Here is a 22605-nt window from a genome sequence, read left to right on the forward strand (position 1 = left end):
TATGTGTGGTTATATAAGCTTCCCGGCATTAATTTCAAATTTACCCATCGATTTGTATCTTAATGTGCAGGTGTGCTACTTGTTTTTTAGATGGGAATAAAATTTTTTTGGCTCTTTTTAGAGTCCTTTTTGCGTTTCAACACACCCAATTTTGACACTTTTTAAGTATTTTCAGATTACCTCCTTCATCGTTTCCTTTGTAAACTGGGATTTTCAGTTCCCGACAAATTGAATTTGCTAGATTCCTTTAATTAAAAACATCTCCATTGGTTGCTCATATCCTGGAACATCTATAACAAAACCACCACAATCTTTATATCCTAATTTTCTATAAAAATGCTGTGCTTCTTCATCAACCTGTGTAGATGTCAAAAGCATGCCATATCCTTGTGATTTCATATCATTTTCCCAATGTTCCATAAGTTTCTTTCCATAACCTTTTCTGTGATAATTCCAATCAATAAATAACATTGTACAAAATGGTGTATTATCCCAAAAAAGATTATATCTCAACAATCCTATTGGTTTATTGTCATCTAATAAAACATATCCTCTTTTATCACTAACTTTATTGTTAAATTCTTGTTCTGGCAAATGACTATCAAGACTATACCAAAATTCTTTATCTTCTGATTGAACATATCTAATTTCTACCATTTCTTTTATCTCACTAAATTCCAATTTATTGTTTTCTATGTTTTTCATTATATCACTAGAAAAATAAGCGGTCATTCTTTTTCGATTACCTAATTAAATTTGTTTAAAATATAGAAAAAGGCACTATATTACAAGTGCCATTCTTTTATATATCATATTTTTTGCAAGCAGGTAAATACAGGTTATTTCTTAATATCCTTTTGTTTTGGAAACTCCATAACGAATACCATATTGAAAGTGACATAAACTTTTATCAATTTCATTTGCAGGCTGAATATTGCATATTTTAAAACCAACATTGCAAGCAGTAATCCTATAGATTTTATAATTCTTATCCTCACATTTAATTAACTTCTTCTTTTTAAAAAAGATAAAATCAACTTATTTGAAAGTACTTTTAGCTATATTTATCAGCCTATTGAAATAATTTATATTATGATTATTTTTCAATTATGTCATCTGGTGAAATTATTTTATACTTTTGATAAACCGTATCAGTACCCTGTATTTCTACTGCAATAAAATTTTCATTTTCTAATTTATAGATTTTTGTTCCAACTTCTAATTTACTTGCTTCATAATTAACAAATTCATACTTTCCATTAGTTTTAGGAGTTGTTAATTTTACTTTGCCCAATTCAGGACCTAATTCATCCAGAGAAACCACGTCAGATGTTTTTTGATAATATACATCATTAACCTTTACAATATTCTTAAATTTTAAATTGTTTACCGAACTGCACCCTGAAAAAATAAAAACAACAAATAAAATCAGCAGTTTAAATTTATTCAATCCTTTTTGATATTTCATTGATCAATTCCCTTTTGTGAATTTTAGAATTATTTTTAAAAATTTTAAAATTATCATTCTGTACTTTATTTAATTCAACTTCTTCTCCCGTTACTTTTAACACTCCTAGATTCATGCCACTGATAACATAAGCGTTTTTAACAATTGGTCCACGATATTTTTCTAAAAATAAAACATAATCTTTATCTAATGATAATATTTCTATTTCATTGTTATCAATAACAGTTTGCAAAATTTCGATTTCGTTTCCTTTATCTACATTGCCATTTATACAATTTTTTACAATTACTTTACTTAAAAGAAAGTTAACTCCTTTATGTTCAAGTATTTCAGATTGCTTTTTACTTTAAACAAATAAAAATACGTTCTATCTGTTTAATTATTATCAGTTTTTCTTATCACGATAATCATAACCTTTATAAATATCAACAACTCTACCATTGATTTGAATATGTTGATTATCTATCCATTCAACATCACACGTTTCCCAATACTCGTCACCATCTAAACCATTTGATACTTCTCTGCTTGCTACTTTTTGCCAATAAATAGTTTTTAAAACGTGATAAACACGATCTTTTGAAACCGCCAAATCTCCCTTTATATATGATACATTACTACTTTTATCTTCTTTACATATATCTACTATCACAGTATGCTTATTGTCCGGAGCATCAAGACCATAACGAACACCATATTGAAAGTGACATAAACTTTTATCAATTTCATTTGCAGACTTACTATTATAGATTTTAATACCAACAATCAGTAATATAAGTAGTAATCCTATCGCTATCTTTTTATTTATAAGTTTAACTTTCATAAAACAAGTTTCTCCTTAACTTTATAATCAAGTATTCAAATATATTATCCTTCTTCTCTAAGAATTACAAAAATATCTTTAATAAAAATTTGTTTCATTGATATAAGTAATGGCATTATGCATGTTAAAAAAACGTATATTATAGATTCAGTAAAGACTATTAATAAATCGGTAACTGAAAATTGTTCTTCCAAAATAACTATAACACCAATATAACCAATAAGGCAAAGAATAACAGCTAACAGAAATTGGTATTTAGTTTCATAATAATATAATTTATAAAAATCTTTTTTACTAATGCCATTTATTCTTAAATTTGCTATTTCTTTATTTCGATTCTTATTTTCCATCATTTGAATTATATATGTGATACAAACAATACCTACAATTACTACTATTTTCAATAGATTTATAAACTGTTTAGAATTTTCCATATTTCTAATTTGATTCTTATACTGACTTCCACTTGAAAAAACAGTGGCATTAGGAAGCCATCTTTTAATATGTGAAATTGTACTTTCAATATTATTTAAATCATCACATTTAATTAATACAGCACTACTAGAAGTAATATTATTTTGACTACATAACTTTTCTACCTGTGAATAAGGAAGGTAAATTGCTTCATTTAAAATATTTTTGTTTATCGGATAATCCCTGATTATATATTCATCTATAGGTATTTCAAATTTATATTCTTTACTTTCAAGTTTCAATGTAGCATATATTTTTACATCTTTATTAACTTTTTTTGATAATGAGGTTGGAAATATTGCTGTTTTAATATTCTGCTTTGGTAAAATCGTTACTTCTTCACTACCATTACTAAATTTTAAAATTCCATTCATTTCCCAATAATCATCAACACTTTGAATATGTTCAATTTCTTTTAACATATTAATTTGTTCTTCACTAAATATCTGACTAACTCCATTGTATGAAATAGATGGTAGAGATTCTTTGGTATTTACTACAATTATTTCATTAGTTACATATATATCATACAACTGTTCTAATTTATCTAAATAAGAATTTAAAGCAAACGGTACCATACATAACACCACAATAATAATAGCATAAATTATTTTCATGATTGATTTTAATATCATATGATTACTTTTTCGATATACTTTATAAAACCTATTATCTATATCTCTATCTTTCTTTATTAAAACATTATCTTTTACTTTAATAATATCCTGTTGTTTTTTTTGAACTAAATGTTTATTTTCAATACTATATAAATAATCTCCTCTTTCTCCTACATAATTATCATGAGATGCAATAACAATCATTTTATGATACTTTCTAGCAATAATATGAAGATAATTCATTAGCTCTATTGTATTTTCTTTATCTAAAGCTGATGTTGGTTCATCACAAATAATCAGTTCAACATCTTTTATTAATGCTAATACTAACGCAAATCGCTGCCTTTCACCACGAGACATTTCATCAACCTTTTGACTTAAAGAGCATTTTAAATTCATTTGCTTCATATATTCATTTACTTTTTCGTAATCATAATTTTGTCCAATCAAAGCAAACATACAATCTATATTATCTTGAAGTGATAATTCCTCACTTATAAGTTCTAAATCTTGTAAAACATAACCTATATGATTTCTCCTGATTTCAGCTCTTTGGTTATTACTTAATTTATCAATTCTTAGTTCATTCCATTTATAAACAGCATTAGATATATTAGATAATAAAGAAATTTCATATAATAAAGTTGTTTTTCCTGAACCACTTTCACCCGTGATTACATGTATACAATCTTCATAAATTTTTATATTCTCATTTTCTAATAATACTTGATTTTTAATTTGTAAATGGATTCCTTCTATTTCAATCATATTATTTGCCTCTTACCCATTTAACCAAATTCTGTTTATCATAAAAAATTTTTATACTGCAATGAACACTACTAATTATTACCACTAAAAAACAAGCAAAGAAAATAAAGTGCTGCCATGAGAATTTAGAATAAGTCACATATGTTATATATAATTCTGGAAAATCCAATAATACATCATAATAGTTTTGATTGCGTATCGTTGCTAAAATTAATGGAATTGAAGCGAAAATATACATTAACATACTTAAACAAAATGCAATTAATAATTGCCATAATCCATGTAGAATAAAAAGTTTATTTTTTTCTTGATTATTATATCCAATTAATTTCAACATCATATAAATCGATTTGTATTTTTTTAAATATAAAAATTCTACTATTAATGCTCCAAAAACAAAAACTGTAATACCAAATAATGCTGTTTTTAAAGTATCATTTATTAATTGATTATTCATACTCTCTAAATCCAGTATATTTTGATATTCATTATATGCAAATATTTGATCAGATATTTTATTAATATCATTTTGCACTTTTAATACATTTTCTTCTTTATCAACAAAAATCGCTTTAGCATAAGGTTTTAAATCTTCAATTGTTGAATATTCTTCATACGTATCATAGTTAATTTTAATTTCATTATTTTTATACCTAGATATTTGTTCATCAATCATTTCCTGCATTATATTACATGGTAAATAAATTTCATTATTAAAAGAAGAATTTGATTCAATTATTCCTAGTACCTCTGCTTTATAAGATACTTGCTCAGTCAAACATGTCACTGAATGATATGCGTTTGGTGTAATTTCTTGATTACCAGAAATTACTTCTTTTGATTTAATCATGGCATATGGTACATTAAGTTCTAATTCTAAAGTGTCACCAATTTCAATATTATAATAATATGCTATATTTGTATTTATATATACCCCTTCATCAGATTCAAAATTATCTTCATCATAATATGGTAAAACTGAAAACGAATAACTATTAGAACCAACTATATCTTCATCTGTAATTTCATGTTTAGATATTTCTTGATCATCTCTAAGAACTTTTATTTTCATATCGTTATACTCATTATTTTCTGTCAAACTAGAATATTCAAATGTATAATAATCGTAACTTTTATCTATATGTTCAATTTTGTTTAAGTGTTCAACAATTGATGGAAGAATAGGTTGCTGATATATAATTTGATGCATGCCGTATCCAAAAGCATCTCTATTTTTATGATAAAAACCAGTTTCATCGCTAAAAGCCAGTAACTTTACATTAGTTAAATCACTCGTAGAGAAACTCTCAAAATTCGTTTTTTTATAATCATGATTAAAAATTGAAGCACTTATAAAAATCATAATCATAACAATAAAACTAATTAATATCCTTCGCCAATTATATTTTCGATTTGAATAAAATAAAATTTCAAAATTTTTTAATAAACTAGACTTATTTTTAATGATTTGTTCTTTTATTATTTCTTGATTTGGTTCATTATCTTTTTCCAAAATTAATTCCAAATGTTCTAAACGATAAATTCGATCACTTTTTTCAATAACATCATTTTCATGAGTTACTAAAATTACTGTTTTTCCTAGATTTGCATACTCCCTAAATAACCTCATGATGATTTCCTTATTACTATCATCTAATGCTGAAGTTATTTCATCTGCCAAAATAATATCAGAATTTTTAGCTAAAGCACACGCAATTGCTACCCTTTGACGTTCACCTCCTGATAAATTTCGTGGCATTGCTTTTCTTTTATCAGTCAAATTTATTTTATCCAACAACTCATCTACAGTATAAGATCCATTTGATCGTTGAAAACAAAATTCAAGATTTTTTTCAACATTAATAGTTTCTATCAATAAATTATTTTGAGTAACAAACGAAATATGCTTATCTCTAAAATCAAATTTTTGTTTTTCATCTAATTCAAGTAATTGATTATTATAATAATACTTATGTTTTTTTGAAGATAACATCCCTATTAAATATAGTAAAGAACTTTTACCTGTACCGCTTTCGCCTATTATCGATGTAATTTGAAAAGGATATGCTATAAAGTGTCCATTTCTTATACATTCTTTTTTTCCAAAAGATATATTAATTTCTTTTAATTCGATCACTTTTCTTCCCTCCCTATAACTATATTTAAACCAAAAGGGAGATTTTCCTCCCTTTTCTATCAGTCTTTAAATACTTAAATCTCTATATCCTTTATAAAGACCTTGATATCTAAAATGTGCTGTGCAGTTAGCTCGATATTGACTAGGTCTACTAATTGGATCAAATGATACTACTATTGAACCAGTTATTTTTTTGTCAGTTTTAACATTACTTAATCTATCCGTAGAAGTATCTCTTGAACCACTTAATGTTACAACAGCATAATTATCCATATCAACAGCAAATGATTCAGTATCCGATACAGTTACAGTACCCGCAAATACACCTACAGTAGCAATCAAACAAAACAACATCATACAACAACTACTAACTATTTTTTTATAAATTAATTTCCTTCCTTTTAATATTATTAAAAATTAGTATAGATGATATAAATTTACCTCGCTATAACAATAAACACTATTGTTGATATTATTATATAATAAAATACTTCACCCCCTAACAATTTGAACTAACTATTATTTCCATTTAATTCTATATCATCATTACCTTATTTTTACTATAGCATAAAAAAACAGGGAATTGTTACTTCCCTGTTCTAACGGTCAAAAATACAATTAAACGGTAATCGCTATAATAAAATCATTTAATCAATCATTCATAAAACTCTCAAAAAAAGCTTTTAATACTATCTTTCTTTGTCGCCGACTAACATTTAATAATCTTTTTTCTCCTTTTAAATAAATACCTTTATCAGATATAGTAGAGATTTTATTTTTATTGATAGCTGTTCTTCGACTGATCCTTATAAAATCATCACCTAAAAATTCTAATACTTCCTTAAAAGATTTATTTTTTATTACTATTTGTTTATTCTCGATTATTATAGCAGTATTCATATCTCCTAGATATGTACAATATATGACCTTACTTACTTTTATCTTAATTTTTTCTCTACCTGTTTTAAATTCAACTGTAATACGATTTTTTTCAATTCTCGCAATCATTTTTGAAATATTTTCAACTAATTCTATCTCTAAATTACCTTTATCAATAAACCCATAAATATTTGGTCCAAATGCTTCTCTACATCTACTATCATGACAAGTTACAAATATTATTTTTTTATCTTCATTCTTTTTAGCATACTCAATTCCATCAGTATCTGGCATATTGATATCCATTAATATAAAGTCAAAATCTTTATCCAGCTGTTTTACTGAATTATATGTATGAATATTTATATCGTCAAATTTTTGCAATAAAATATCTTTTATCATCTCACAAAATATTTGTTCATCATCTACTACTCCTACTGTAATCATATAATTTTTCTTCCCCACAATCTTACTATTATTTTATTTATATATTAACATAAATAAAATAATAACAAAACAATAAATACCTTATTAATCAATACATCACTTATACAGTTTCTTTTAATAAATATTTATATCTAAAGAATTATCAGCCTGTTTTTTCTGACCAATCAAACTTGTTTCTTCAAAGTTCTGCCAATCGTTAGCCACATCGTAATATAACAAGCTCCACCACCGATAAAATTACTAATTGCTTCTGCGATAAAAATCCCATCTACACCAATGTAAACAGGTAAAATAATTGTTAATGGGGCAACAATTATAACTTTTCTAAATACTGAAAAGAAAATAGCCTGTTTAACTTTACCTAAACCAATTGCCGCTGCTTGTCCGACCATTTGAAAAGCCATCATAAAAAAGCCAAAGAAATATAGTCTTAATGCTCTTATACCATCCTTAATTATTTCTTGATTATGAGAGAATATTTTAATAAATAAATCAGGAAAAACTGTTATTGCAAACCAAAGTATCAGCATCATTGATAAGGCACTTAAAGTTACAAACTTGATTCCTTGTAGTACCCGAGAATATTTTTTAGCTCCATAATTATAACCTAATACTGGTTGACAGGCATTAGCCATCCCTTGTCCTGGTAAAGAGGCAACTTCTCTAATTGAATTAATAATTGTCATGATTGCAATGTATAAATCACCACCATATGTTTGTAATGTTGCATTACAAACAATCGTCACAATCGAATTAGTGATAGCCATCATAAACCCCGCCATTCCTAAAGAAAATATTTTTGTTACATATTTCTTTTGTAAAAACATATTTTTTCTTTTTAACTTTAGTATTGTTTTATTTCCAGTTAAAAAATATAAAGTCCAAAAAGCGGAAATAAATTGGGAAATGATAGTAGCTAGGGCAGCACCCTGTACCCCTAATTTAAAAGAAAAAATAAAAATTGGATCTAAAATAATATTAACTACAGCTCCTATCAATACTGTTAACATTCCGATCTTGGCAAAACCCTGACTATTAATAAAACTGTTCATTCCTAAACCAATTAAAACAAATACTGTTCCTAATAGATATATGCTCATATATTCATTAGCATAACTTAGCGTCTTTTTGCTAGCGCCAAACAACCATAATAAATCTTCTTTAAAACCAAAGCCAATGACCATTAAAATGATTCCAAAGATAACTAGTAAAATAAATGAATTAGCCATTATTTCTTCTGCTTCTTGATTTTTTCCTTGACCTCTTGCAATTGAACAAAGTGGTGCTCCACCCATCCCAAATAGATTTGCAAAGGCAATGATAATGGATATTAACGGTAAACATAATCCTAAACCACCCATTGCTAGAGTTGCAACATCAGGTATTCGACCGATATAAACACGATCAATTATGTTATATAAAACATTGATAAGCTGTGCAACGATCATCGGTCCTGCCAAATTAATAATATGGCAAACAACACTGCCATGGGCAAAATCATTTTTATCATCAATCATTTTAATGATTTCCCTCTGAGCATTTTTGAGCATCGATAGCTAAAACGATCATTAATACCTGTAATGCATTTTTTGAATCAACTATATCTAAAGAATAAGTATCAGTAAAGTTAAAAATTTCTTTATTTATATTTCCAATAAGAAGACCATTACTATCAATTATTTCATAATCCCATTGTAAAAAATTTCCTCTTATTTGCCAATCATTACAATCCAAATAAAATACTGGTTTTAAAAAAGTGAACTCTTTTTTTATTTGTCCAATATAACAGTCATTTATAAACATCTTGAACCGCGGTAAAATCGTTAATATCTCTTCTTTAATCGTACCAATATGTAAACCATTAGCATCATAGATACACAATTTATGTCCCCAGCTCAATTCTCCCTTTACAATATATACAACATTTCCCGATTCATCATATATATCATAGCTATCAAACCAGGAAAAAAGCCTTTGCTTAAATAGTAGTTTCATCTCTCTACCTCCATATATGATTATCTTAACATAAAATGGATAGCCTAAACTATCCATTTAAATTTCTTTCAATAATAAAACTAACACCAACATCTTTATTTTCTGCTGTTACATTGTATCCATACATTGTACATGTCTTATAGACGATCGATAACCCTAAGCCAAACTGTCCTTTGGTTCCTTTTTCGTATGGTTTGAATAAAGCTTCGATGTTTTCATTATCAATTGGTTCACCATCATTATATATTTCTAAATAATTTTGTTTTAAAATTATTTTTATTTTACTATTAACATAGCGATATGCATTTTCAATAATATTTTCTACACAGATACGCCAACATTCTTCATCACCCTTAAAAGAAACAAATGCCAAATCTGTTTCTATTTCAATTTCTGGATGCATTCCTTGTAATTGAATTGTTATATGTTCAATCAATGCTTTCATATCTACTTCATTATCAATATTTTTATTACTTAGAAAATCTAAACGATTTAAATATAATAGACTTTTAACTTTACTATCTAAACGATCAGCATTTTCAATAATAACATCCATTGATGAATCTTTATCACCATATGGATAAACATCATCTTTAACACTTTGTGAATATGACTTAATTAAAGCAATCGGTGTTTTTAAATCATGGGAAATATTATGAATCATTTCCTCTTTAGTTTTACTTTGATGATCTATTTCTTCTTTCATCACTACAAGTTCATTAGAAACAATTCCAATTTCATCACTACGATCTATTTTTAATTCGCCTTCTTTATCATTTCTTATATCTTCAATATAATTTCTAATTGCTTTTAAAGGTTTTATCAAGCTACTGACCCATAAAAATATTACAACTCCAATAATTGCAAATGAAACATAAAGGATATTTATTATCTGTTGTCTTATTGCTGAAATTAGATTTGCTGAATAATCACTATAAACTAAAGAAACAGTATATGTATTCGTATCTTTTTTGGTTATTTGATAATAAACAGTAGTCCCATAAAAGTCACCTTTTTTCTGAACCTTCTCCTTACCATCATCAATCATATCAAACAAACACTCGCTAAAAACATAACTTATTTTTTCAGCTTCTTTATATGTTATATTTGTTGATGGAATTAGCACGTTATTTTCAGCATCATATGTCATATGATAAATTTGTTTATCTGATGATTTTTCAATTGGGCTATACCCATAATCAACATATCCTTGTTGTGCTGTTTCTAATGTTTGAAACATCTGACTATCAATTAAATTATTTAAATTTTTATTGATAAGAGGTACTAAAATTGCTAAGACAACTAATGCTATTAATGAAAAAATAATAATCAATTGCCTTTGTAACGAGAACTTTTTTAACATTAGTCTAAACGGTAGCCAAATCCATATATCGTACGTACATTGATTTCTGGCATTTTCTTTCTAAGTCTTCTCAAAGTATCATCAACAACACGATCACTACCAAAATAATTTTCATCCCAAACTTTATTGAGGACTTGTTCACGTGAAATAGCTAATCCTTTATTAGTAATAAAATAAACTAATAAATCGTATTCTTTAGTTGTTAAAACAATTTCCTCATTTTGACAAAAAACCCTTCTTTTTTCTAAATCAATATCATAACCATCCATTTTAATTTTTGATGGATCATCATATGATCGTTTAATTAAATTATTAATTCTTAAAATAACCTCTTTAATATTAAAAGGCTTTGTAATATAGTCATCAGACCCTTTTTCTAATCCAATAATTCGATCAAATTCCTGGTCACGAGCTGACATAAAAATAATTGGCATCTTAGGACGAATACTCTTTATTTCATTAAATAATTCAAACCCACTTGATCGATCCAGCATAATATCGATCAACCATAAATGAACATCATCATTTTTATGCATTAATGCTTCATCATATGTATAAAATGAATACACAATATAGCCTTCTTTTTCCAAATAAGTTCTTACTAAATCATTTAAATTTTTTTCATCATCGATTATATTTATTTTAAATTGCATGTATTTCACCTCACTTTTAATATATATAAAATATTGCCATATTATATGGCAATATTTTGTGATATTATGTTATTTTATCTTTTTATAACAAATCCCTTTTCTTTCATCTTATTAACGATCTTACTTACATTTTCCAAACATTTTTCATCACTATCAGCTTCTACCATAACTCTAACTACTGGCTCTGTTCCACTTTCACGAACTAAGACCCGACCATTATCACCTAGAGCAGCTTCCACTTCTGCAATCACAGCCTTTACATCAGGATCTTCTTGAGCTTCTTTTTTATCACGTACAGGAACATTTTTCATCAATTGAGGATAAATTGTAACTGGTTCAATCAATTGTGCAATTGTTCGTTTACTTTCAATTACAGCTTCCATTACTTTTAATGATGTCAAAATTCCATCACCAGTTGTTGCATGTTTAGAAAAAATAATATGTCCAGATTGTTCACCACCCAATACATGACCATTTTTCACCATGTTTTCATTAACGTATTTATCTCCAACCGCAGTTTTTTCATATTTAATTCCCTCTTTGTCAAATGCTTTATATAAACCTAAGTTAGACATAATTGTCGTAACAACTGTATCATTAGCTAATTCCCCATGATCTTTTAAGTATTTTCCACAAACATATAAAATTAAATCACCATCAACAACGCGACCAAATTCATCAACACAAATACAACGATCAGCATCACCATCATAGGCAAAACCAATATCTAAAGCATTTTCTTTAACATATTGCTGTAATACTTCAATATGTGTTGAACCACAATTAGTATTAATATTCAAACCATCAGGATCACTATTAATTACATATGTTTTAGCTCCTAAAGCATCAAAAACACTTTTTGCAATTGCACTACTAGCACCATTAGCACAATCTAATCCGACCCGATAATTTCTAAATGCTCTAGTTGGAATAGACATTAAATAGCCAATATAACGATTTCGCCCCATTGAATAATCTAAAGCACATCCGATCTCGTCTTTTGTTGCATATGGCAATTCATCAATCAATCCATCTATATATTGTTCAATTAAATTTTCAACTCTAGCATCCATTTTATGACCATTGCCATCTAATATCTTTATTCCATTATCATAATATGGATTGTGTGAAGCTGAAATCATGATCCCACAGTCAAAATCTTCACTTGCCACTACATATGAAACTGAAGGGGTCGTAGTTACATGTAATAAATAAACATCTGCACCACTTGCTGTAAGTCCTGATACTAAAGCATATTCAAGCATATATGAACTTCTTCTAGTATCCTTACCAATAGCAACTTTTGCTTTTCCATTTTGAGAATAGTACCATCCTAGATAGCGCCCTACTTTATAAGCATGTTCAACTGTTAAGTCAACGTTTGCTTCCCCTCTAAATCCATCTGTTCCAAAATACTTACCCATTACTTTTTTCCTCCTATTTTCTTAAAGTAATTGTTATTTTTTCAGGTGAGACTAATTTATAGCTCAAATACCCTTTATTCGAAGTTAAATCTACTTTAACAGTATTAGTACCACTTTTCAAGTCTTCCAAGTTAATTATTGCATTAAAATCTGCAATTGATACTTCATTCAACTCTGCTTCTACAGCTTCTACTTCAACAGAGACCTTATCTTGTCCACTAGCAAAAGTCACTTTATAATTATTTTCATTATTAATTATATTAATTGGAATATCTGTTATTGTTTTTTTCTCTGCAGGTGAAACACGTAAAGTTGCATCAACTGTATCAAAGGCCAGTTTGTTAATTTTTTCGGTTCCTGTAATTGCTAACTTTGTATAACTTTTATCACTGCTTAATCCTGAAAGATCAATGGTTACATACACACTATCAACACTATTAAGCAATTCTTCTTTACCATATATCTTAACTTTGTCTTTAGATAAAGTAATACTCTCTAAACCAAATCCGCTTTCAAATTGTCCTGTATATTGAGGAACGATCGGAACTTCTTTACTATATGAAGAAACATCACATTGTACCTTGACTGTATTAGGAATAATCTCAACATCAAGTTTTTTACCGCTTCGATCATAAGCATATATTTTTGCTTTTTTCTCAAAATCTTTTTTAACACCTTTTAAATCAATTGCTGCTCTAACTGTATTTATTTTACCAATCGTATCTTGAGAACCACGAACTTCAACTTGTTCATGTTCCATTGACTCTACAGAAACAGAATATTTACTATCCATCTCATCTTCATTGATAAAATTATATCCTAGTTCAAAAGTCTTTGTAACTTTTTGGGTAATTTTAACATTTACAGTTTGCGGAACGATCATTACTTGTAAATTACTAGAAAAGCCTTCACTTTTCAACTCTATAGTATGATCGCCTTCTCCAAGACCAGAGAAATCAGCAATAATTTTATAATTCTTAGCTATTTTGGCAGTGTAGATATCTAATGATGGACCTACTAAAGCTACATTTACAGTTGATGGCAAGCCTACAACATCATAATCGTCCTGTAATCCTTGGACATCAATATTTACATCATTGATGTAATCACCCCCATTAGGTGTAGAAAAAATGTTATTTATACTACCGTTTATTGTAAACAGTAACACTACTGCCATAATAAAAGATAAAATTTTCATTGAAAGATTGGATTGTAACATCCGATCTAAAAAAACATTTAAAGAATTAACTGTTTTATAAATAATTCCAAAAGCTTTATCTTTTACACTAAATGAATCTTCATTAATTTTAGTAACTACCGGTTTATCATTCTTTTTATTTTCAGATTTTTGGCGAGTTATAAAATTTAAAAAAAAGTCAGTTGTAGAATCCTTTTTTATTGATGGTTTTTGATTATCCTTTTTTGACATCTTTTTCACCATCCTTTTCTTTTGTATTAAACCAATCCAGCTCATTAACCAAAGAAGCACGTAACTCTTTGCGTGGAATTTTCCGCAATTTTCCATCAGTTGCAAATGAAATCGTTCCTGTCTCTTCAGATACAACGACTGTCAAAGAATCCGTTATTTCACTAATTCCTAACGCTGCTCGGTGTCTTGCTCCATACAATGGGCTTAATTCCTGATTCGTTGGGGGATAAAAAGCCGCTGCACATACCACACGATCATCTTTTATGATCGTTGCCCCATCATGTAATGGTGTTCCTTCCCAAAATATCGTTGTAAATAACTCTGCTTTTATATCAGCGTTTATTCTTGTCCCAGTATTGATATAATCAATTAAAGTATGTTCTCTTTCAAATGTGATCAACGCTCCAGTTTGATCCTCAGACAACTTTGTAATAGCACTAACTAATTCATCCATTAATCGTTCTTTTTCGTCATCTGTCAAATTATTATGTTTAATCTCTAATTTAGTTCTTCCGATCTTTTCTAATAGACCTCTAATTTCAGGCTGAAATACTATAATAACCGCAATCACTCCCCAAGTAAGTACAGTATCAACTAAATAGTCCATTGCACTTAGACCTAGTAAACTTGTAAACATTTTCAAAATTAAAATCAACAATACCCCTTTAAACAGTTGCATTGTTCGCATATTTTGTCTCATCATTGAAACCAGTACATAAATAACGTACCAGACTAAAATTAAATCAATAATTGTTCTAACCACATTAAATATTGAACTTAAATTAAATGTAATTGCAGAAACAATTGGCATCAAAATACACCTTCTTTCATGGTCTATTATAACATTAACATTTATAAATTAAAAATCTTTTATCATATATTTAAGATTCTTTAAGTCGGCAAATTACAACAATTTTATTTAGTTATAAACTTACTATAGCAGTTTATATCAAAGCAGCTTTTAATATACGATCTAGCATTAACTACAAATGTTTCTAATTAACAATGTAGCATTTTTTTACATTTTTCTATTAACATTGGATTAAATTAAGTTTATACTATTTATGGTAGGAGGTAATAAAATGTTAGATAAAAAAATAGTTGAATTATTAAACGATCAAGTTAATAAAGAATTTTATTCTGCATATCTTTATTTAGATTTCGCAAATTTTTATAAAGATAAAGGATTAGATGGTTTTGCAAATTGGTATAATATCCAAGCTCAGGAAGAAAGAGATCATGCGATGTTATTTGTTCAATATTTACAAAACAACAATGAAAGAGTAATCTTAGAAGCTATTGACAAGCCTGATAAAAATCTTAATGCCTTAAAAGATCCTTTGGTTGAGGGATTAGAACACGAGGAATATGTAACTAGTTTAATTCATAATCTTTATGATGCTGCTTATTCAATCAAAGATTTTAGAACGATGCAATTCCTTGATTGGTTTGTTAAAGAACAAGGTGAAGAAGAAACTAATGCTAATGATATGATTACTAAATTTGATTTATTTGGAAATGATCCTAAAGGATTATACATGCTTGATAGTGAATTAGCTAATCGTGTATATAGCGCTCCTTCTTTAACACTATAAAAAATGAAAAGATGTAATTCTTAGCTTAGTTAGATAAACTATATTGGAATTACATCTTTTTAAATACTAATTTTTATTCATATTATCTTCTTTTCACAAATTACATATATACTATCATAAAATTTATTATAGTTCTTAATTTTTACATCTAAATATTATAACCTTGAATTCGACAGTTAGAACATAAAAAAATGCGAAAGTCCTTGATAAACAAGGAGGTTCGCATCTTTAAAAAGGTTGTATGGAAATGTCATTTTGAAATCTTTTATTGAGAACTTTAGCTAATATTATTCTCTATCTAAATTCAGCCTAAATACTTCATTCAACGCTTCGCGGATTATTATTAGATGATACGATAAATATTCCATTTATTGTTACCTCCCTAAATAAAGATGATCATCCATAAAAATCATACCATTAAACAATAATCTCAAATTAATCTTATCTTTATCACAAAATTAAAAATGTCTGTGAAAATTACAGACATTTTTATAATTATAAATTACTATATCCCATTAAATCTATATCTACAGCTCTAGCAACTTCTCGTCCCTCTCTAATTGCCCAAACAACTAAAGATTGACCTCGACGCATATCACCTGCAACATATAAATTTTTAATATTTGTTTGGTAATTGTGATTACTTACAACATTACCGCGAGGATTTAAAGAAACGTTAAACGCTTTTGCCACATGATCTTCGCATCCCACAAATCCAGCTGAAATTAAAACTAAATCAGCAGGAATAACTTTTTCACTACCAGCTACGGGTACCATTTCTACCCGTTTAGTTGTTTTATTTTCTTTTGGCTCCAACGACACAATTACAGCTTGTTTTACATGTCCATCTTTATCTAAAACAAACTCTTTAACAGTAGTTTGATAAATACGCGGATCTTGATTGAAAACAGCAATACTTTCTTCTTGACCATAATCTGTTTTCTTGACCCTTGGCCATTGCGGCCAAGGATTATTCTCACTTCTAATTTCTGGTAATTCAGGCATCATTTCTAATTGAGTAACACTTTTACAGCCTAGACGAATCGCACTACCAACACAATCATTACCTGTATCTCCCCCACCAATTACAAGTACATGTTTATCTTTTGTAGAAGCAAAATTTTTATCTTTTAAATCACTATTTAATAAAGACTTAGTTACAGCCGTTAAATAGTCAACAGCCATCAAGATTCCTTTACCTTTACGTCCTGGAACATCAATATCTCGCGGTTTACGAGCACCACAAGCTAAAATTACTCGATCAAAATTATCTAATAATTCTTTAACCTGTTTTCTATCTTCAATTGCACAATTAGTTTTAAAAGTAACACCTTCAGCTTTCATGATACTGATGCGACAATCTATAACACTTTTTTCTAATTTCATATTAGGGATACCATACATTAATAATCCCCCTATCCGATCATCACGTTCAAAAACTGTTACTTGATAACCGCGCTTATTTAATTGGTCAGCAGCAGTTAAACCAGCAGGTCCTGATCCAACAATCGCAATTTTTTTATCAATACGATGAGTTGGTGGACAAGGTTTCATCAAACCTTTAGCGTACGCATCCTCAATAATTCCATGCTCATTTTCTTTAACAGTTACAGGTTCACCATTTAATCCACATGTACAAGCTGCCTCACACAATGCTGGACATACTCTTGAAGTAAATTCCGGAAAATTATTAGTCTTTAATAATCTGCTTAGTGCCTGTTTATAATTATTATGATAAACAAGATCATTCCATTCAGGAATCAAGTTATTTAACGGACAGCCAGAAACCATACCTTCTAGTTCTTTTCCAGACTGGCAAAATGGTACACCACAATCCATGCAACGTGCTCCTTGACAAGCCTGTTCATCTTTACTTAAATGCTTATGAAACTCATTAAAATTTTGAATTCTTTTCTTTGGTTCAACCGCTTTGCTTACTTGACGGTCAATTTCTAAAAATCCAGTTGGTTTACCCATGGTTATGCCCCCTTTCTAGCTTCGTTAAATGCTTCAACTTTAGCCTGTTCACTGCTTAAGCCTTGTTTTTCATAATATTTAATCAACTCGATCATATGTTTATAATCGTGTGGTACAACTTTTTTAAATAATGATACTTGTTCGCCAAAATTATCTAAAATTTTCTTAGCAACATTAGATCTAGTGTGATCATAATGTTTCTGAACAATTCTTCTTAACTCTTCTTCATCATATTTACTAGTCACTGTAGTATATGATACTAGCTCTTTATTAATACGAGCATATAAGCGATTGTTTGGATCATAAACATAGGCAATTCCGCCAGACATTCCGGCTGCAAAATTTCGTCCTGTTTCACCAAGTACAACTACAAGCCCCCCTGTCATATATTCAAGGCCATGATCTCCAACACCTTCAACAACAGCAGTCGCTCCAGAATTTCTTACCGCAAAACGCTCACCAGCAACACCGTTAATATATACTTCACCAGATGTTGCTCCATATAAAGCAACATTTCCCACAATTATATTTTCTTCAGCTTTAAAATTTGAATTCTCTGGTGGAACTACTACTAATTTTCCACCTGATAATCCCTTACCAAAATAATCATTACTATCACCATGAAGTGATAATGTTAAACCATTTGGAATAAAGGCTCCAAAACTTTGTCCTCCAGAACCATAACAGTTTACTTTAAATGTATCATCATCTAAAGTATCTTTATATCGTTTTGTAATCTCTGAACCAAATAGGGTTCCTAATGTTCGATCTATATTAGTTATATCAACATGAATCTCTTTGCTTTGATTATTTTCTAAAGCCACTTTAAACTCTTTTAATAAAACTGTTGTATCTTTAACTTTTTCTAATTCAAAATCATAACTATTTTTTGGATTATGATGAGTTTCTTTAGCTTTTATAAATGGATTATTAATAACTCGTGATAAATCAATATTATTAACACCCTGGCGTACTTCTAATAAATCACTACGTCCAACCATTTCATCAATTGTTTTAAAACCAAGCTGAGCCATGTATTCTCGCAACTCTTGAGCAATAAAACGCATAAAGTTTTCAACATATTCAGGCTTTCCAGTAAATCGTTTTCTTAAGATTGGATTTTGCGTAGCCACACCTACTGGACATGTATCCAAGTTACAAACACGCATCATTACACATCCCATCGTTACAAGAGGAGCTGTAGCAAAACCGTATTCTTCTGCTCCTAACAAGGTTGCAATCGCTAAGTCACGACCAGTCATTAGTTTTCCATCTGTTTCTAAAACTACGCGACCCCGTAAATCATTCATAATTAAAGTTTGATGAGCTTCAGCCAACCCTAGTTCCCAAGGTAATCCTGCATTATACACTGAGTTTCTAGGTGCTGCTCCAGTTCCTCCATCATAACCAGAAATCAAAATAACTCCTGCTCCCGCTTTTGCAACCCCAGCAGCTACTGTACCAACTCCAGCTTCAGATACTAATTTAACAGAAATCCGCGCATCTTTATTAGAATTCTTTAAGTCATAAATTAATTGTGCTAAATCCTCAATTGAATAAATATCATGATGTGGTGGTGGTGAAATAAGCCCTACTCCCGGCGTACTATGACGAGTTTTAGCAACCCATGGATAGACTTTACCTGCTGGTAATTGTCCACCTTCACCAGGTTTAGCTCCTTGAGCCATCTTGATTTGTATTTCTTTAGCTGAACATAAATATTCAGAAGTAACCCCAAAGCGTCCTGAAGCAACTTGTTTAATCGCTGAGCATCTACTATCACCATTGTTATCAGGAATAAAACGTTCTGGATCTTCGCCACCTTCACCACTGTTTGATTTACCTTTCAAACGATTCATGGCAATTGCCATTGTTTCGTGAGCCTCTTTAGAAATTGATCCATAAGACATTGCTCCTGTTTTAAAACGCTGAACAATACTATCGACACTTTCTACTTCATCCATTGAAATAGCTTTAGTTTTCTTGAATTGCAATAAACCACGAAGATTTAAATCTTTTCCTTCTTCATTGATCATCGCTGAATATTCTTTAAATAATTTATAATCACCATTACGAGTAGCTAATTGTAATTTATGAATAGTCTGAGGATTATACAAGTGTTCTTCTTTACCACTGCGTTCTTTATGATCACCACGACTATCTAATGTAATATCAACATCTAATCCTAAAGGATCATAAACTTTACTATGACGATAGTCAACATCATCTTCAATATCTTTGATCGTCTTTCCTTCTATTCTCGTTACTGTTTTAGGGAAATATTTATCAACAAAATCTTTAGCTAGACCAATTGCTTCAAAATTTTGTGAACCACGATATGATTGAATCGTTGAAATTCCCATTTTAGAAGCGATCTTAACTATTCCATGCAAAATACCATCATTATAATCTTCAACAGCAGCGTAGTAATCTTTATCCAATAAACCTTCATCGACTAATTCAAAAATCGTATCTTGGGCTAAATAACCATTAACTGCACTAGCACCGTATCCAATTAAAGTTGCGTAGTGATGAACCTCTCGTGGTTCTCCTGATTCCAAGATCAAAGCCACAGACATTCTTTTTTTAGTATTTACTAAATGTTGATTCATCGCAGCAACTGCTAATAAAGAAGGAATTGGAACATGATTTTCATCAACACCACGATCTGATAAAATTAAAATATTAGCTCCAGCATGATATGCTTTATCAGCTTCGACAAATAATTTATCTAAGGCTTTTTCAAGTGAAGTATTTTTATAATATAAAATTGATAAAACGGCTACTTTAAAACCTTCTTTTTTAATATTCTTGATTTTTAATAGATCTGTATTGCTTAAGATTGGATGATCAATTTTTAATAACCGACAATTTTTCTCATTATCTGTCAAAATATTTCCCTCTGTTCCAATACATAATGCCGTAGATGTAATAATTTCTTCACGAATCGCATCGATTGGTGGATTAGTAACCTGCGCAAATAACTGTTTAAAATAGTTAAATAGTGGCGGATGCTGTTTTGATAATACTGCAAGTGGTGAATCATTCCCCATAGCTACAACTTCTTCACTACCATCAAGCGCCATCTTTTTGATATATGTGTTGACATCTTCATAACTATATCCATAAACTTTTTGTAATTTAGTTAACTCATCTCCCTGATATCTTTCCACTCGAGCATTTGGGATTCGCATATCTTTTAACTTAATTAAATTACTTTCTAACCACTCTCCATATGGTTGTTTATGTGCATAACTTTCCTTTAAATCATCATCTTCAATTAATTTACCAGCTTTTGTATCCACTAATAACATTTTACCAGGACGCAAACGATCTTTTACAACAATATCCTCAGCAGGAATATCTAATGCTCCTACTTCTGAAGACAAAATTAAGTAGTCATCGCGAGTAATATAGTAACGTGATGGTCTTAATCCATTACGATCAAGTACTGCCCCCATAACTTCTCCATCACTAAATAGAATTGAAGCAGGTCCATCCCATGGTTCCATTAATGTTGAGTTATATTCATAGAAATCTTTCTTAGATTGTGACATACTTTTATCATTATCATATGGTTCAGGAATACACATCATCACAGCACGAGGCAACTCCATACCTGACATTACTAAAAATTCTAAAGTATTATCTAGCATTGCGGAATCTGAACCGTTGATATCAACAACAGGATACACTTTATTAGTATCTAATAAATCTGTATTCATAATTTCTTCACGACATAACATATTATTTGCATTACCTTTGATCGTGTTGATTTCCCCATTATGAACAATGAAACGATTTGGATGCGCTCTTTGCCAAGATGGCATAGTATTAGTAGAGAAACGTGAATGTACTAGTGCTATTGCACTTTTATATTCTTCATCTTGAAGATCCTTAAAAAATGAACGTAATTGACCTACTAAAAACATTCCTTTATATACAATTGTTCGTGATGAAAAAGAACATACATAAGTATCATTGAAATTACTTTGTTCAAATATTCTTCGTACTTGATAAAGCATTCTATCGAATTGGATACCTTTTTCAACACCATGCGGTTTTTTAATAAAACATTGCCAAATAGAAGGCATTGCATCGAGTGCCTTTTTTCCTAATACTTTAGGTACAGTTGGAACTTCACGCCATCCAATAAATTCCATTCCTTCTTTAGAAACAATTGTCTCTAACATTTTTTTAACACGATTACGAAGGTGTTCATCTGTTGGCATGAATAACATTCCTACTCCAAATTTTCCTTCTTGTGGTAATGTGAATTGTGTAATTGATTTTTTAAAATAACTGTATGGTACTTGAGTCAAGATTCCCACTCCATCACCAGTTTCACCAGCTGCATCTTTACCAGCACGATGTTCTAATTGTTCAACGATCTTTAATGCATTGCTAACGGTAATATGCGTTTTAACACCTTTAATATTAACAACTGCACCAATCCCGCAATTGTCATGTTCAAAAGATTTGTCATATAATCCTAGATTTTCATTCTCTTTCATATAGGTTCCCCCTTTTAGTGTAGACTCATAATACACTATTTA

At 29.3% G+C, this 22605-nt stretch carries 18 protein-coding genes; 1 reads left to right on the plus strand and 17 read right to left on the minus strand.

Annotation, left to right across the window (positions count from 1 at the left end; genetic code table 11):
* Nucleotides 1–237: 237 nt before the first annotated feature.
* The 15 genes from OC535_RS07540 to cdaA form a co-directional block, all read right to left on the minus strand.
* Nucleotides 238–705, minus strand: a complete 468-nt coding sequence (locus tag OC535_RS07540; RefSeq protein ID WP_498823514.1) for a GNAT family N-acetyltransferase — start codon at nt 703–705, stop codon at nt 238–240.
* A 391-nt stretch (nt 706–1096) separates the two neighbouring features.
* Nucleotides 1097–1468, minus strand: coding sequence for a hypothetical protein (locus OC535_RS07545; RefSeq protein WP_024721784.1), 372 nt, complete (start codon nt 1466–1468; stop codon nt 1097–1099).
* The gene (locus OC535_RS07550; RefSeq protein WP_498823515.1) at nt 1443–1700 is read right to left on the minus strand and encodes a hypothetical protein; all 258 of its coding nucleotides are present in this window, start codon (nt 1698–1700) and stop codon (nt 1443–1445) included. Before OC535_RS07550 ends, OC535_RS07545 begins: the two co-directional genes overlap by 26 nt.
* A 153-nt stretch (nt 1701–1853) precedes the next feature.
* Nucleotides 1854–2291, minus strand: a complete 438-nt coding sequence (locus OC535_RS07555) for a hypothetical protein (protein ID WP_498823516.1) — start codon at nt 2289–2291, stop codon at nt 1854–1856.
* Nucleotides 2292–2335: 44 nt separating this feature from the next.
* Nucleotides 2336–4150 carry an ATP-binding cassette domain-containing protein gene (locus OC535_RS07560; protein ID WP_498823517.1) on the minus strand — a complete coding sequence of 605 codons (1815 nt, stop codon included), beginning with the start codon at nt 4148–4150 and terminating at the stop codon, nt 2336–2338.
* Nucleotide 4151: 1 nt separating this feature from the next.
* On the minus strand, nt 4152–6287 hold the full coding sequence (locus OC535_RS07565; protein ID WP_498823518.1) for an ATP-binding cassette domain-containing protein: 2136 nt from the start codon (nt 6285–6287) through the stop codon (nt 4152–4154).
* A 66-nt stretch (nt 6288–6353) separates the two neighbouring features.
* Nucleotides 6354–6644, minus strand: coding sequence for a hypothetical protein (locus tag OC535_RS07570; RefSeq protein WP_498823519.1), 291 nt, complete (start codon nt 6642–6644; stop codon nt 6354–6356).
* Between the two features lie 294 nt (nt 6645–6938).
* Nucleotides 6939–7613 carry a LytR/AlgR family response regulator transcription factor gene (locus OC535_RS07575; protein WP_498823520.1) on the minus strand — a complete coding sequence of 225 codons (675 nt, stop codon included), beginning with the start codon at nt 7611–7613 and terminating at the stop codon, nt 6939–6941.
* 164 nt (nt 7614–7777) lie between these two features.
* On the minus strand, nt 7778–9130 hold the full coding sequence (locus OC535_RS07580) for an MATE family efflux transporter (protein ID WP_498823521.1): 1353 nt from the start codon (nt 9128–9130) through the stop codon (nt 7778–7780).
* A gap of 1 nt (nt 9131) precedes the next feature.
* Nucleotides 9132–9608, minus strand: coding sequence for an LURP-one-related/scramblase family protein (locus OC535_RS07585; RefSeq protein WP_498823522.1), 477 nt, complete (start codon nt 9606–9608; stop codon nt 9132–9134).
* 49 nt (nt 9609–9657) lie between these two features.
* Nucleotides 9658–10971 carry a HAMP domain-containing sensor histidine kinase gene (locus tag OC535_RS07590; RefSeq protein WP_498823523.1) on the minus strand — a complete coding sequence of 438 codons (1314 nt, stop codon included), beginning with the start codon at nt 10969–10971 and terminating at the stop codon, nt 9658–9660.
* Nucleotides 10971–11624, minus strand: coding sequence for a response regulator transcription factor (locus tag OC535_RS07595; RefSeq protein ID WP_024721790.1), 654 nt, complete (start codon nt 11622–11624; stop codon nt 10971–10973). Before OC535_RS07595 ends, OC535_RS07590 begins: the two co-directional genes overlap by 1 nt.
* A gap of 74 nt (nt 11625–11698) precedes the next feature.
* Entirely contained in the window at nt 11699–13048 is a 1350-nt protein-coding gene (gene glmM, locus OC535_RS07600; protein WP_024721791.1) for a phosphoglucosamine mutase, read from the minus strand.
* Between the two features lie 13 nt (nt 13049–13061).
* Nucleotides 13062–14477 (minus strand): CdaR family protein, encoded by a 1416-nt coding sequence (locus tag OC535_RS07605; RefSeq protein WP_227052433.1) that lies wholly within the window; start codon nt 14475–14477, stop codon nt 13062–13064.
* Nucleotides 14461–15288 (minus strand): diadenylate cyclase CdaA, encoded by an 828-nt coding sequence (gene cdaA / locus OC535_RS07610; RefSeq protein ID WP_024721793.1) that lies wholly within the window; start codon nt 15286–15288, stop codon nt 14461–14463. Before cdaA ends, OC535_RS07605 begins: the two co-directional genes overlap by 17 nt.
* Before the next feature lie 271 nt (nt 15289–15559).
* Between cdaA and OC535_RS07615 the strand changes: the two genes are divergently transcribed.
* Entirely contained in the window at nt 15560–16072 is a 513-nt protein-coding gene (locus OC535_RS07615; protein ID WP_024721794.1) for a ferritin, read from the plus strand.
* 495 nt (nt 16073–16567) lie between these two features.
* Here OC535_RS07615 and OC535_RS07620 read toward each other — a convergent pair whose 3' ends face one another.
* Together OC535_RS07620 and gltB are read right to left on the minus strand one after the other, a co-directional pair.
* Nucleotides 16568–18049, minus strand: coding sequence for a glutamate synthase subunit beta (locus OC535_RS07620; RefSeq protein WP_498823524.1), 1482 nt, complete (start codon nt 18047–18049; stop codon nt 16568–16570).
* Between the two features lie 2 nt (nt 18050–18051).
* A complete protein-coding gene (gene gltB / locus OC535_RS07625; protein ID WP_498823525.1) occupies nt 18052–22563 on the minus strand; it encodes a glutamate synthase large subunit in 4512 nt (1503 codons plus the stop codon).
* Nucleotides 22564–22605: the final 42 nt, after the last annotated feature.

Origin of the sequence: Clostridium sp. Marseille-Q5894 (genome assembly GCF_946902305.1) — a bacterium.
In the GTDB taxonomy this organism is placed as follows: domain Bacteria; phylum Bacillota_I; class Bacilli_A; order Erysipelotrichales; family Coprobacillaceae; genus Thomasclavelia.

What these genes read in the sequence shown, in the direction of transcription:
- OC535_RS07615 (WP_024721794.1), top strand. Translation starts at nt 15,560, where the DNA reads ATGTTAGATAAAAAAATAGTTGAATTATTAAACGATCAAGTTAATAAA.
- OC535_RS07560 (WP_498823517.1), bottom strand. Translation starts at nt 4,150, where the DNA reads ATGATTGAAATAGAAGGAATCCATTTACAAATTAAAAATCAAGTATTA.
- OC535_RS07620 (WP_498823524.1), bottom strand. Translation starts at nt 18,049, where the DNA reads ATGGGTAAACCAACTGGATTTTTAGAAATTGACCGTCAAGTAAGCAAA.
- OC535_RS07545 (WP_024721784.1), bottom strand. Translation starts at nt 1,468, where the DNA reads ATGAAATATCAAAAAGGATTGAATAAATTTAAACTGCTGATTTTATTT.
- gltB (WP_498823525.1), bottom strand. Translation starts at nt 22,563, where the DNA reads ATGAAAGAGAATGAAAATCTAGGATTATATGACAAATCTTTTGAACAT.
- OC535_RS07595 (WP_024721790.1), bottom strand. Translation starts at nt 11,624, where the DNA reads ATGCAATTTAAAATAAATATAATCGATGATGAAAAAAATTTAAATGAT.
- OC535_RS07575 (WP_498823520.1), bottom strand. Translation starts at nt 7,613, where the DNA reads ATGATTACAGTAGGAGTAGTAGATGATGAACAAATATTTTGTGAGATG.
- OC535_RS07570 (WP_498823519.1), bottom strand. Translation starts at nt 6,644, where the DNA reads ATGATGTTGTTTTGTTTGATTGCTACTGTAGGTGTATTTGCGGGTACT.
- OC535_RS07605 (WP_227052433.1), bottom strand. Translation starts at nt 14,477, where the DNA reads ATGTCAAAAAAGGATAATCAAAAACCATCAATAAAAAAGGATTCTACA.
- OC535_RS07540 (WP_498823514.1), bottom strand. Translation starts at nt 705, where the DNA reads ATGAAAAACATAGAAAACAATAAATTGGAATTTAGTGAGATAAAAGAA.
- OC535_RS07590 (WP_498823523.1), bottom strand. Translation starts at nt 10,971, where the DNA reads ATGTTAAAAAAGTTCTCGTTACAAAGGCAATTGATTATTATTTTTTCA.
- glmM (WP_024721791.1), bottom strand. Translation starts at nt 13,048, where the DNA reads ATGGGTAAGTATTTTGGAACAGATGGATTTAGAGGGGAAGCAAACGTT.
- cdaA (WP_024721793.1), bottom strand. Translation starts at nt 15,288, where the DNA reads ATGCCAATTGTTTCTGCAATTACATTTAATTTAAGTTCAATATTTAAT.
- OC535_RS07585 (WP_498823522.1), bottom strand. Translation starts at nt 9,608, where the DNA reads ATGAAACTACTATTTAAGCAAAGGCTTTTTTCCTGGTTTGATAGCTAT.
- OC535_RS07555 (WP_498823516.1), bottom strand. Translation starts at nt 2,291, where the DNA reads ATGAAAGTTAAACTTATAAATAAAAAGATAGCGATAGGATTACTACTT.
- OC535_RS07580 (WP_498823521.1), bottom strand. Translation starts at nt 9,130, where the DNA reads ATGATTGATGATAAAAATGATTTTGCCCATGGCAGTGTTGTTTGCCAT.